The sequence below is a fragment of the Photorhabdus sp. RM323S genome (assembly GCF_042879375.1).
Classification (GTDB): Bacteria; Pseudomonadota; Gammaproteobacteria; order Enterobacterales; family Enterobacteriaceae; genus Photorhabdus; species Photorhabdus tasmaniensis.
In genome coordinates this window covers 56,300-70,251 of sequence record NZ_JBHFKZ010000007.1, presented here as the reverse complement: position 1 = coordinate 70,251, position 13,952 = coordinate 56,300, and the positions used below count along the sequence as shown (strand labels likewise).

Genomic DNA, 13,952 nt, shown 5'->3' with positions numbered 1-13,952 from the left:
TAAAAAAAGGCTAAGAAAATCTCTTAGCCTTTTTTTTTGCTACTCAAGTATGCTGATACAAAATAAACAACTGTTATAATTAAACTCCCTATAGAAAAAACAGTATCCCATGAATCAAAAAAGAAACTTACGGATACAATACCCCATATTGTAATAGCAACTACAAGAATATTTGACCAAAAAAAATCTTCAATCAATCCGCTAAATAACCCTTTTTTTCTTTTTTTGTTACTCATATACTATAACCTCAATTATCTATAATATCTGCGAGTACACGAGCAACCTTTTCTTCGTAATAACGCCCTTTTCTATCATCTATTGTCGTTGTACTTAACAAATAAACAGCCCATTTAAGTTTGGGTTCAACTATGAAATATAACATTTCTACTTTATTAAAATACAAAACCCAATAAAGTTTAGGGCAGATTATTTTAAGATTATTCGCTGCTATTGATGCTTTTTCAAAATTTCCATATCCTTGAAGTACGGATAATATTGCATTTATTGCCATCCTTCCTAATCTCTGCACTACAACGCTTCTTATTACATTTAAATATATCGCTTCTGTTATTACCATAGTAATACCAGTCTTGACTGACTGCCCCGTTGAATATTTAGCGGAAATTTTTATCATATTAGCATATATTCTTTTTTGTGCCTCTTCATCATTACCATCAAATACTTCCTTAACAATTAAATCTATTATTCTTTTAATGAAGTTAACATTTTTTTTTAGCTCACCTAAATTTAAATACATCCTTTCATCTTCTTTTTTTATTTTATCATGTACATCCTCGTAACCTTCAAAATATGGGGAAAGCCTATAATACAGTTCTCTTCTCATACCTAAACCAATCGTTTCAGCGATGTCAACCGCCATATCAGCAACATCGCTTACTGAACGCTTTACTGCTGAAGCGCTTACCCGATGAGCTTCTTGCACTCTCATATCAAAATCATTTTTTTGTTCAAATGCTCTTCGTAATTCATTTTCAATATCAAATCCCATATATACCTCTAATCAATGTGTAATCGAATTTTCTTCAAATTTTAGTGTTAATTGTAGCGGCTCGCAATCGAAATCCCTCCGGTTCGCAATCAGCGCCAGTTTCGGCTCACATTAACTGCAAATGAAAAACACCACCGGCTCACATTACGTGATAATGGGCTCGCATTTATCCTGCCCGGCTCGCAATCCAGTCCGCCGGGCTCACAATAACGAGAGCATAAAAAAGTGTGGGGCATTTATGCAGCAACCGTTTCTGTCCAATAATGCTCCGTTTCGTCACCTAATTTTATGCCCGGATACCAATGCTCAAATTGGGTTTTCAAATCATCATTAAGTACCGCTGTGCGTGTCTGAAGTAAGTAATGCGCTCCTTGTTGACTCCATTGCATTTGCTGCTTTTTCACCATCCGTTTAGCGATAACTTCATTGATCGTCGATTCAACAAATGATGAAGAAATTGGTTCGCCATATCGGTACATTTCACCGTAATTCGGGATCATCATGCTGTTATTTTCAATATAGGTATACATTTCATCGAGATGTTTTAACAATGATTTATTGTTACCATAATGCGATATGTCCTCATCACACATCGCAGCACAATCATCCAGGTGTTCTAATGCCTTAATCACATTTCCATGCCAGATAGACCATTTTGTACTGGTTAAAGAGTCCAATAATTCTGCACCGAGTTCCGGCGCGTTTTTAGATACCCCTTTGGCATATTGTTTTAGTACGGTCAGGCGCATCGTGATATGAAACCAGTCGAGCACGTGCTGGGATTCAGGGTACAAATTAAATTGCAGATCCCTGAGATTATCAGCGCCATCTGATAAGAAAGTAATTTGTTGATTAGCCTGCATTCCCTGTGAAGATAACTGAGCCATAAGTTTTCTTCGGGCATGATTTTCCAGACATTGCACAAAACCAAAGCGTTTGGTTGGGACATGAGTAGCGAATGATTTTCCGGCGATGACTTCGAAATGATGTTTTCTATCGTCCCGATTTCTGACGTAGCCACCATCAATGCCAACCGTCATCGGTTTTCCCGGTTTGGGTAATTTTTCCCATTCTCTGGGATCACCGGGGAGAAAATCAGGCAACCCCTCTAATTCGGCCTCTTGTCTCTTGGCCGTCTGGCAGAGATGATTTCTGACTGTGGCGGCATTACAGCATTCTCCCACCGGCAGAATATCTTTGAGCAGACTGGCGGTCAATCCATAAGACATCAGTGAAGCACACCGGTAAACCCGAAATCCCTCCACGGGGATAATGCCAAACAAGGTTCGATACTGAATTGTCTGTTTGCCTTTTATCCGTCGATTTCGTTGACAATGAGGACAAGCACGACGTTCATTCAGGTATTCAACCGCCTGTTTCTGGATCACCGATTGCTGGATAGCGTTCAAAAGCAATTTGGATTCAGACAAGGAAAGCCCAATGTCATTTTGTTTTTGCCTCCGACCAAGTAAGCCACATAACGTTGCAGGATATTGTCATTGATGGGTGCGCTACGCTCGGTGCCTGATAAACCGAATGTTTAAATCTGTTTTCCTGTATGCCACTATAAAAAACGGAAAGACTATAATTCCATGGAATGGGTAAGTATTAAAAATTTAAACCAAAAACTAGTTAAAGGAAAGGGGTATAACATGAGCCATATTTCAGCATTGAGAAAAGTCAATAATTTAAAGCAACAATTTGATTTAATAGAAGAAATTTGGTCACCAAAGGTGATAGCTCAAACAAACGAATATAAGATAATCATATTGCTCGCTGAGGGTGATTTTATATGGCACACACATGAAGATGAAGACAAGGTGTTTATGGTTATTGAAGGTGAACTTCGTATAGATTTTAAAAATGATCACGTAATAATAAAGCAAGGTGAGTTTTTTGTGGTACCTAAAGGGGAAGAAAGTAAGCCTTCGTCCAAGGAATTAACCAAGCTACTATTAATAGAACCATATATAGTCGCGAATTCAGATAATTAAGTGCTACGTGTGATTTGAGATGGAGGTAGGGGGAGCGACTGATTAGCTCTCCCTACTCCTACAACCTACAAGTCGGCGCGGTCAATGCTGATTTTTTAGAAGTATACTTTCACACCGATACCCACTTCACGCGGTTCCAGCATGTTTCCTGAAGACCCAGCCGCACGATCATGGTATTTGTATGTCGGCACACGTCTGTCAAAGACGTTATTTCCGTAAGCAAAGAGTTCCAGATTGTTGGTCGGATTATATGATAAACGGAGGTTGGAAACTAAATAAGAACTGACTCGTAACTCAGGATCGTTCTGGTCATTTGAGAAGTAACGATCCACGTAACGAAGATCGCCACTCAAACGAACTTTTTCGGTGATGTTCCAGTCAGCACCAACGTTAAACATGTAACCAGGCGCTTTAGCGAATTGTTTTCCTTCAAACAAGTTGCCTCGATAATCGGCGAATTTTTTGATTTCGGTATGAAGCAATCCAAGCCCACCGCGTAGGCGAAGATTGTCCAGCGCACGATAATCTACCCCCAGCTCAAGTCCATAGGTTACCGCCTTATCGGCGTTGACAAGGATAGAACCGTTAGGTCTGTCTTTCGTGTAATCCTGTACAGAACTCTGGAAGCTCTTATAATCTGTATAAAAGATATTACCGGTTACCAGCAATCGGTTATTAAGCGCGTTACCACGCGCAAACAACTCGTAATTCCAAGCCTTCTCCGGAGCGAAGGTGTAATAGGAATGCCCAGAGAAATTCACACCTGTACCACCCGGCGCATAGCCTTTGCTTATCAGAGTACCGACGGTTATATCGTCAGTAACGTCATAGGCGAGAGAAACTTTCGGCAGAATAGCATGGAACCCTTTGCTATATTCATGATAGACGCCGGGCACATAGCTGGTGACCCCTTCATGCTTGACCTGGTCATATTGATAACGCAAACCGCCAGTCAGAGCCCATTTTTCCGCGAAACGCCGAGTAGTCTCTGAGAAAATACCGACACTGGTGCTGGTTAGATCGGCGTCTGCCTTGCCCAACTGATTATCAAGCACATTCGTGGCCTTATCACGCGAGTAATAGAGCCCTGTCACTCCACTCCAGGTTGAATATTCATCACCGAAGTTCAAACGCGTTTCGTTGGTAATATTGTTCGAATCGCGGTTTGCAATACCTGGAAACATCTTCGTGAAAGTGTAATGGTACTTCGATGCAGAATATTGGAGCTGGTTGGAGAGCACCATATCGTTTTCGAACTCATATTGAAGATCTAAGATACCGACATCACTGTTAGTCTTGGCTCTGTTGGTGTTTAGAGTCGAGTTCTTCAAATCACTGTAGGGCAATGAAGCCGACTCACTGTCAAGGTTTTTTGCTGTCATATGGGAGTAGGTCAGTTTGACCAACCAAGGGCTATCCAGCGGTTGCCAAAGTGCCTTAACTCGGGCATCCAGATTTTCGAAGTCTTTGTTCATATCAGAATCAAAGAAACCGGGATTGGTATATTTGATGAACGTATTTCTGCCGCTGTAATCCATAGCGAGGCGTACTGCGAAATTTTCTGTCAATGGGCTGTTGACGGTAAAGGAAGCGCGTTTCTTTTGGTGGCTTCCATACAAAATCTGCCCATCGAATTCGGGGGTAAAAGTAGGATCGTTAGTCTTGACAATCACCGCACCGGAGATGCTATTTGCCCCCTGTGTCGTGGTTTGTGGACCACGGAATACTTCCACTGAATTCACGTCCCAAACAGGCCCTCGCCCCAGACTAAATTCTGCGGAGCTAATATAACGTCCATCAACACTGATGGTCGCTCGCGGTATGGGTTTGGCAAGAAAAGCATTCCCTCCTACGAGAGGCCCGTTTGTCTCAATACCGCGAATACTCGGCGCACCTGTACTGCTAGTGTAAAGCACATTGGGTGTACCCTGCAAAATATCAGCGATGGTTGTCGCCTCAGGCTTACTCTGTATCTTCTGCCCGGAGATAACCGTGACTGAACTTGACGTTCTCTGTAGAGATCTTTCTGTTTTTTCACCCGTTACCGTGATGACATCGGCGTCATCGCTCCCCGTTTTGTTTTTCTCTGCTTGAGTCAAAGCGGTAGCTTGGCCCCCCAAGGACGATAAGGAAAACAAAATCGCACTGCTAAGTAACACTTTTCTGCGCGCAAAAATCAGATTCCCCATCTTTATGCCAATAGGCGTGACTGTTTTTATGGATATCATTCTCATTATCATTATCATTCTCATTAATGTTCACTGGCTGCAAATATTATGTTAACCTCTATATTTGTCAATTGCATATTTGTCAGTTCGCTTCAAATACGGCAGCCACTGCAACGCACATCCTGCAAGCAGCATTAGCCCTCCTAATGTGGCATTTAATGGATATTGGCTCGTATTAATGCATTGTAAAAAACGACTGTTCAGTTTGATAAAATGAGAAAATCCATGTTGAATATTGATTCAGGAAAGTTATCGCACATATCCGTATCCCGTTATGAAGAACATCTCTGGCTACTACAGCAACAGAATCCCAACCGAATTCTCAAGCAGCTCTCAGCCTGGCGGCTTCATGACAATGTTAATATTTCAATGATGGTACATGCTATTCAGTCTGTTATTGAGGCAATACCGGATCTGAACGTACGCTATGAGTTAAATGATGACGGTGAGTTGCATAAAACCCGAGTCGTGGGCTGGCAGGCATGCCTTGAGTTTTTCCATGCCAGCTCACATACAGACATGATCAAGCAGATGCTAGCTGTGCAAGCATCTACTTGGGTTCCTGAACAACATCCACCCTTTAACATATTGATAATACAAAAAAATAATGAAATTGTTTTATCTCTTATTTTGCACGGGATATTGGCACAAACTTGTCATGAAAACGAGATACTCGAAATACTGATCCGCGCTTATGCCGGTCACTGGGTAGAGCCCCCATCCCTAAAACGCGTCTCCTTACTACCTTTCGATGGAAAAGCGACTTCTCTCGTATCCTGGCTGCGCTGTTGCAATAGTGAGAATACCATCATCCACTCCTCTTTTGATGTAACAGCCGACCTGAGTAAAGATCGACTCGCACTGCGTTGGAAAACAGGACTTAAAATTAATGAACTGAAAACGTCCCTTCCTCGCGACAGACTGCCCCACTGTGTGTCGGCTATGATTTCAGCCAAATTCGCCCAGTTCATTGGCCTGCTCGACGGTCAAGAAAAGATTGCACTTTGTCTGTTACAGTCGGACGGTTTCCGCCGCATTATTATCGAGTGTGGCATGGCGGAAACACAGATCATCAAATCCGTCATGGATAGGCTTCAGGCGCAACCAAACGAAGACAATCTTCTCTCCGGTGCTCCCGTAACAGGGAGTGATGAGTCCTGGATATATGTTCGGTTGCTATCTCATCCGAACGGCCCAGTTGAACAACAGAGCCTACTAAGTCAGCCCATCCTGTTGCCAACCTATGAAATGCGGCCCGATTTTGAACTGGCAATAGAGTGTGAAGGTACAGAAGAAATTAGCCTTATATTAACAACCGGCCAGGCGATTTCCGGTCATACCGGCGAGTTCCTGCTAAATCGTTTTGTGTCATTCCTTAAAAGTGGTGAAGATGCCATTGCGGGTTTAGTCGCGAACGCTGTGTCTGGCACTGCTGTGCATTCTGCTCACAACATCCCCGGCAAGGAGATCTCCGCTGGTACTGATGAAATAGCAGCGATCATATTGTCAGAGTTCCGTGAAACTTTGGCCGTTACAGATATGACGCTGGATGATGATTTTTTTGACTGTGGCGGTCATTCTCTGCTGGCAACGCGCATTATCGGTAAACTGCTTGGCACGCACGGGCTGGAAGTGCACTTCGGTGATTTCTTTAGCCACCCTTCAGCCGCCGCCTTGGCATCGCGCGCAGTGATAACAAATCAGAGTAAGGACGCGGAGCCTTTGGCGCAGACGCAAAACGATCGTTTGACGGCACCCTTGGCACTCGCACAAACCTCTCTTTGGAATGCTTATAACGCTTATGAATTTGGCACCATCTTCAACCTGCCATTCGCGCTGGATTTTCTTGATGAGGTTGACGAAACGCTCCTTGAGCAGGCTTTCTCTGATCTTATCGAGCGTCATTCCAGCCTGCGCACTCTATTCCATGTTCAAAATGGTGAGGCCTGTCAGCAGATTGTCGCCATGTCGGACGTGACTAATGATAAGTGGTTCTGGCACAGTCACGAAAGCAAAGGTGTACATCTTGATGACGAAGCTGCTTATAAGTTCGATCTTTCCCGCGAATTGCCAATCAGAATACGGTTGATCCGCAATCCAGAAACCGGACGTCAAATATTGTCATTCCTCGTTCATCATATGGCTATTGATGAATGGTCGTTGAACGTCCTGATGGAGGAACTTGCCCAAGCTTATTTATCGCGTTCTACAGGTATGGCTCCTGTCTGGAAAAAACCCGCATTGTCATTCCATAAGTTTGCTCTGCAACAGCAGGCAGACGGCTTTAATCAAAAGCATCTCGATTACTGGACTAACATGTTGCGTGATGCGACACGCGGGTTAGAACTCGCCTTATCTGACAACCGGAAAGCTATCGCAGCGCATGAAAGTTCGTTAGAAGCCGGCTGGATCGAGTACAAACCTAAACCTGAAATCACTCATCGTCTTTATTCCTTTGCTCGGCAAAATAATGCTTCCCTATTCAGTGTCGTCTACGCTGCAATTGCGCTTTCTCTGCACAAGCTTGGCAACCTAAAGGATATCGTGATCGGCACCTCTGCGTCGGGTCGTACTGATCCCGATACCTATGAAACAGTAGGTTATTTTACCACCATGGTTGCTCATCGGCTGCAGTTCTATCCAGAGAAACCCGTCGGTGCACTGATCGAAGACACCAGAGACACTATCAATAATTCAATGCCGTATGCGGATGTACCGCTCGATCTTATTCAACAATCGTTGGGGATGACACCTGAGGATGACCTAATCTTCGACGTTTATATTCAGATTCATGCCAATAATGCGCTGAATGGTACCCTTAAAACCTCGTCTGGTAACAATATACGCTACCGACAAATCGATCCCGATAAAAAAGAATCCATGTTCGGTCTTCAATTCGAGATCATGGAAGATGTCATTGATGGAGAAAGAATAATGCGATTGGTGATAACTTACCGAGCGGATCGTTACCCTGAAGAACACGTCCAACGCATCCGTGAAACAATAGATAAAGTTTTCGCATTCTTCACAACACCTGAGGTCTCAAGTCTCCCCCTTGCTCAAATTCCTGTGTGATGTCGATGGGGGGTGAACCAACCATTACGTATGTGTGGTTCGGTCAGGGGCGGTTTGTTGCCTGACCGAGCCATATAATCCTACTCCGCTCTGAATCTGAAAGAGAAAACGTTATGCGATCTGCTATTACTGTCATATTACTATGCTTGATAGGGACATCGGCCTTTGCCGCAACGCGGCAGGTCACGGATACTATGGGACGGGAAGTCATTATTCCTGAGGAGCCACAACGTATTGTGGTGATGAGTGAGCCAGCTATCGGTCTGCCCCTAATGGAGCTGGGCGTTCAACCGGTCGGCAGTTATGGCCGTTCGGAAGATGGCACCTATCAGTTTGGTGCAGATTTCATCGATATTGTGCTCGGTGAAGGGTATACAAAACCACAAGGCATCAGTGCTGGCCGGGAAATCGACCTGGAAAAACTTTATGCGCTTAAACCCGACCTCATTATTGGAACAGAATTCGATATCGACAAGGTAAAACAGCTTTCAACGGTCGCTCCTGTCTATCTGCAAAATTTCCTTTCTGGAAAATTCCATAATTTCAATATTGAAGAAAATCTGGCCAGACTTACCGGACGTGAGCAGAAATTTCAAAAACGGCGGGATATATATTTACAACGCGTAGCGGCAACGCGCGCCCTTTTGCCGGAAAATCCGGCTAATAAGACCTACCTGCCAATCATTGTAACAGATCAGATCAACGTCGTCGGAGAAGCAACCGGTTTCACTCAAGCATTAGAAGATCTTGGTTTCACCCGCCTGAATCTCTCGGCACAAGGCGGCCCTTCTGTCACCTCATCTCAACTGCTTTTACAGTTGAGTGCCGACAAATTAGGCGAACTCAATCCGGACGTTCTGGTAGTACTCAACAGTTGGGGCAGCAAGGAGCACGATGAGAACGCTATTCGCTCCGCACTTGATCGGATTGTGCCTGGCTGGGCTCACTATATGAAACCCGTTCGCGAAAAACGGATTGTTTTTCTTAACGCAGGCGAAGTTTTTACCCCCACGTTTGCCAGTGCGGAACATACTCTCAGAGCCGTGGGAGAATGGGCTAAGACAAAACAATAAAATGATCTCGTCCGCCAGAGGCTGTGTGAATCCAACTTATTTTTATACTTGCTCCTATTAATCAGGATTTTTCAACCACGTGAATAAACTATGAGAGAATTAACGTCAATGCAGGCAGCCTGCTGGGTCGGGCGTAACGTTCAGACCAATTTGGGAGGCGTTGCCGCGCATCTTTATGCTGAGTTCGACGGCTATGACATTGAGGTAGAACGATTTAAACAGGCTCTGGAACGCGTTTGTTCTCTGCACCCCATGCTAAGACTCTGTGTCAACGCTGAAGGGCTTCAGTCTGTTATTCCATCCGGTGAGTCGTTGTTGCTAGAGATTGAGGATTTTAGGGGATTACCAGAACAAGAGGAAGCAAGATTACTTCTCGTTAAACGCGTGGAGTGGACTCATCAGAAGCTTGATCTTTCTTCTGGTCAGGCGTCCCGTTTTTCGCTCAGTCTGCGAGATGGCGGAAAATTTCGCCTGCATATCGATACGGATATGATAGCTATCGATCCTTCGAGTTTCAGGGTATTAATGGAGGATCTAGCGATATTTTATGATAACCCGGAGCAACCGGCTCCGGTAATCGCGTCGTATTTCGACTGGTGCGACCAGGTGCGCACCGATCCCTATCTAAAAGCTGCCCGTGAAAGAGACAGAATCTGGTGGCGCTCACGTATTCCGCACATTCCGCCTGCCCCCATGTTGCCTATTAACAAAACTTTGCCCAATCAGGCTCGCAGCCATCGGCTGGCGGCATGGCTCCAGCCAGACGAGCGTCAGGCGTTGAAAAGACTTGCCCGAACACACAGGATAACCATGTCAAGCCTGATGCTGGGACTTTTCTCTATCGTTCTTGGAAGACATACCGGAGATAAATGTTTTCGGCTCAATGTGCCGATGTTCTGGCGTTCCCCCCTTGTGGGTGACGTGGAGAGGATCGTCGGCGATTTCTCCAATGTGCTCATCCTCGGCGTGGCTATCAATGAAGCAGAAAGCCCTGCTGACCTTTGTCAACGGCTTAGCAGGCAACTGACAGATTTGCTCGCCCATTCGGCTTATCCGGGTGTGAATCTGATGCGTGATCTTTCTCGGCATCATGGCGCAACGCAATTGACTCCTGTCGTCTTCACCGCAGCACTGGATATACCGGGAGGAGAGCTTCTCTCAGATCGTGTCAGGCACGCATTTGGTCCCATGAACTGGGTTATCTCACAAGGTCCGCAAGTTGCGCTCGACGTACAAGTTGCTTCCGCCGACGGTGGTATTTTCATCAACTGGGACATTCGTCTGGATATACTGCCAGAAGAATGGATAACCCCAATATTCGACAGTTTTGTCAATTTCGTCCGTGAAGTCGCCACATATCCGCAACGCTTCGATGAAGCAATACATTCACCCGCTGAAATGGCAGCCCCATCACCGATAGCCAGAATCAGAACCACTGACTCTACTGTAAAAATCGGCCAGAAGAACAACACGGAAAGACCATTAACCTCCCTGCAACTGGCATATCTGCTTGGGCGGCAAGCAGAATTACCGCTTGGTGGCGTTGCGATGCAAGAATTTCGCGAGTACCGCGGACGCATGGAATTGACACATCTGCGAAATCACCTAGCGGATATGATTCAGCGTCATGAAAGTTTGCGCACCCGAATAGATGCAAAGCGACTCGTCCAATATGTTAGCGCAGAAGCGGATATCAATTTACAGCAAATCGACCTGAGCGCTATGTCACGGGAAGAGGCACTCCGTCATGTGGAAAACCACCGTGAAGAATTTGCACATGCGCTTTTCGACTTGGACCGCTCTCCGTGGGACATCACGCTGTTCCGTTTGCCGGAGAATAAACCGGAAGAGGATGATCTGATCGCGTTTGTTCGTTTCGACGCACTGATCCTTGATGGATGGTCGATAGCCGCCCTGATGGTAGAGCTTTTCGAGGGCAAAGTATCAATCGTGGCGGATACTGATGCCCCCTTGGATGGGGAAGATATCTCTGAAAGGCGCAAGATGGATGAAGCGTATTGGAAAACAAAGCTTGAGACAGTCAGCGGTCCATTACGATTTCCGTGGACAAAGCCACTGGCACAAATAGGCACTTCCCTCTATGCACGGCAAAGCCTGATTGTAGCACGGGAAGATTATAGCGCAGTGTCGAAAGCCGGTGCCAAACAAATGCTTTTCAAGAATTCTACCATCATGACGCTGGTACTTGAGGTTATATCCCATTGGTTCGAAGAGAGGCGTTTGTTCATCGGCATTCCCGTCGCGCCGCAAGTATCCGGTGTTTTGTGCAATCGTTCAAGTTTTATTGTGGTCAACTGGAATGCTGAACAGGGCCACTTTTCTGAGCGAGCCAACACTCTACAGAACGATGTGCTGGAAGGGCTTGAACATCTTGCGTTTTCAGGTATAGACATTACCCGGCTTCTGGTTGAAAAGCATGGTGCTGGCCCTGTTTTACCTGTGGTGATTACCAACGGACTTTCGTGGCCGGTATCAGGTCAGGACAGTTGTATGCAGTTGCATAGTGGGCTGACGCAGACACCACAAGTCGCGATGGATATTCGTTTTTCGATCAATGCAGACAAAGCGCTAGTCTTTGACATCGATTATGCCACTGCGGCGATTGAATCGGCTCTCGTTCGAGACATTTTAAGAGCTATAGGCAAGGCAATGCAGGCCATCGCAGCTTCAGGCGTATTCGCAATTTCGGCGCAGGATATTATCGATACGAACCACTATCGATTGAACAGTATTGAAACTGATTTTCACTGCGGGCGATTTCTCAGCCGGATAGCCACCAATATCTTCGACAGCAAAAACACCAAAACGGCACTCATCAGTGGCGACAGGCATGTCAGCTATGCCGAACTGGGACGTAATGTGCGTCGAATAATGGGAGCTTTCATGGAGAAAGGGCTTTCCAAGGGGAGTGTCGTTGCCCTCTGTATGCACCGTGGGCCTGAGCACACGGCTGTGACCCTATCCTGTGCGTTGACGGGAGTGATCTGGGTTCCGATAGACGCAGATTCGCCCTCAGAGCGACTGCACTATCTCCTTGAAAACTGCCATCCAGACCTTGTGGTAACTGCAAAAAGAGAAGGGATTGAACATCCAGCAGAAACGCCTGAAAAACTCTTGTCTGCCGAGCCCTTGGCAGAACTCCCGCTTACGCTTGACGCTCTCTCATCAAGCGAAGCGCCAGCCTACTACCTCTACACATCAGGGACAACCGGAAGGCCGAAATGCGTTGTTTTATCCAATAAATCAACATCGAATGTCATCACCAGCACCCTTGACGAATGGTCCGTAACGCATCGGGATGTCTTCATTTCTGTCACGCCTTTGCATCATGATATGTCGGTCTTCGACGTTTTTGGCTGCCTGACTGCAGGTGCGACCCTTGTTCTTCCCGCTATCGGTGAAGAAAAGGATGCACTACTCTGGAACCAGTTGGTTGCCAAGCACAAGGTGACATTATGGTGCTCTGTGCCCGCTATTCTGGAAATGCTTCTCGCGTGCCGCCAGGGAAATGAATTGAAAAGCCTGCGGCTGATTGCGCAGGGTGGCGATTACATCAAACCTGCTGTTATTGGTAGCCTGCGTATACTCCTGCCGTCAGTACGGTTGATTTCGTTGGGAGGACCAACAGAAACGACTATATGGAGTATATGGCACGAAATAGGATGGGACGATGTTAGCCTGATCCCTTATGGAAAACCCTTACCGGCTAACCGCTATTTTCTGCTAAACGGGCGTGGCGACCATTGTCCGGTGGGTGTTACTGGCCTTATTCATACGGCAGGCGTCAATGTCGCATTGGGTTATCTGGAAAACGGAAGCCTCACCCAGGCCAATTTTGTGACCATTAAGGATACGAACGGAGAAGAGGTCCGCGCGTTCCGGACTGGTGATCACGGGCACTATCGTCGTGATGGCATCATTGTTTTTGATAGCCGTGTCAACGGTTACGTCAAGGTGCGTGGAATACGTATTTCGTTGCCGGACATCGAGAATGAACTGGTTCGTCACCCGTCGGTTAAGCATGTTCTTGTGGTGGACTATGGTGAGGAAATGCACGGTGAGACTTCCATCGGCGTACTTTATGTGCCGCTACAAGAGGATGCTTTGTCAGGAGCAGAATTGCGCAAATATGCCTGCCAATGTCTGCCACCATCGCATATTCCAACACGGATCCTGCCGGTCACCGAATTACCGCTCTCGTCAAATGGCAAGCCTGATCGCTCTAAAGCACGCAGCCTGCTGACGGAATCGGTGCATGAGCAACCGCCTATTCCGCACGACTCTTTCCCTGCACGAGAAACAGCGATGAAAAATAAGGTGCTGGAAATCTATCTGGACGTACTCGGCCAATCGCGCGCTAGCCATATCGATGGAGCCAGCGACTTTATCAGCATGGGGTTGCGTCCTCAGCATCTGAAAACAATTTCAGCACGGATCTATGAGGAATTTGCGATCGTGCTTTCACTCTCGCAACTGCTACGTTGCCGTAACGTGGCAGAAGTCGAACAGCATTTTAATGAAAAAACTTTAGAAAACAGTCCGGATTATTAAT

General features: G+C 46.0%; 7 protein-coding genes and 1 pseudogene. 4 read left to right on the top strand and 4 right to left on the bottom strand.

The window, feature by feature from the left end:
• Window positions 1–23 precede the first annotated feature (23 nt).
• From ACGF7G_RS05425 to ACGF7G_RS05415, 3 genes and pseudogenes are all read right to left on the bottom strand, one after another.
• Window positions 24–236 carry a hypothetical protein gene (locus ACGF7G_RS05425; RefSeq protein ID WP_387464040.1) on the bottom strand — a complete coding sequence of 71 codons (213 nt, stop codon included), beginning with the start codon at window positions 234–236 and terminating at the stop codon, window positions 24–26.
• Between the two features lie 11 nt (window positions 237–247).
• Entirely contained in the window at window positions 248–1,009 is a 762-nt protein-coding gene (locus ACGF7G_RS05420) for a hypothetical protein (RefSeq protein WP_387464039.1), read from the bottom strand.
• Window positions 1,010–1,245: 236 nt separating this feature from the next.
• Window positions 1,246–2,457, bottom strand: a pseudogene (locus ACGF7G_RS05415) (ISKra4 family transposase); the annotation flags it as partial.
• A 204-nt stretch (window positions 2,458–2,661) separates the two neighbouring features.
• Between ACGF7G_RS05415 and ACGF7G_RS05410 the strand changes: the two are divergent.
• Entirely contained in the window at window positions 2,662–3,003 is a 342-nt protein-coding gene (locus ACGF7G_RS05410; protein WP_387464037.1) for a cupin domain-containing protein, read from the top strand.
• 95 nt (window positions 3,004–3,098) lie between these two features.
• Here ACGF7G_RS05410 and ACGF7G_RS05405 read toward each other — a convergent pair whose 3' ends face one another.
• Window positions 3,099–5,192: a TonB-dependent receptor gene (locus tag ACGF7G_RS05405; protein WP_387464035.1), complete on the bottom strand. Its 2,094-nt coding sequence runs from the start codon at window positions 5,190–5,192 to the stop codon at window positions 3,099–3,101.
• Window positions 5,193–5,456: 264 nt separating this feature from the next.
• Here ACGF7G_RS05405 and ACGF7G_RS05400 point away from each other — a divergent pair, with 264 nt between their 5' ends.
• The 3 genes from ACGF7G_RS05400 to ACGF7G_RS05390 all read left to right on the top strand — a co-directional run bounded on the left by ACGF7G_RS05400 (window position 5,457) and on the right by ACGF7G_RS05390 (window position 13,951).
• Window positions 5,457–8,306: a condensation domain-containing protein gene (locus ACGF7G_RS05400; RefSeq protein ID WP_387464034.1), complete on the top strand. Its 2,850-nt coding sequence runs from the start codon at window positions 5,457–5,459 to the stop codon at window positions 8,304–8,306.
• A gap of 113 nt (window positions 8,307–8,419) precedes the next feature.
• The gene (locus ACGF7G_RS05395; protein WP_387464033.1) at window positions 8,420–9,379 is read left to right on the top strand and encodes an ABC transporter substrate-binding protein; all 960 of its coding nucleotides are present in this window, start codon (window positions 8,420–8,422) and stop codon (window positions 9,377–9,379) included.
• 90 nt (window positions 9,380–9,469) lie between these two features.
• Entirely contained in the window at window positions 9,470–13,951 is a 4,482-nt protein-coding gene (locus ACGF7G_RS05390; RefSeq protein WP_387464031.1) for an amino acid adenylation domain-containing protein, read from the top strand.
• Window position 13,952 lies beyond the last annotated feature (1 nt).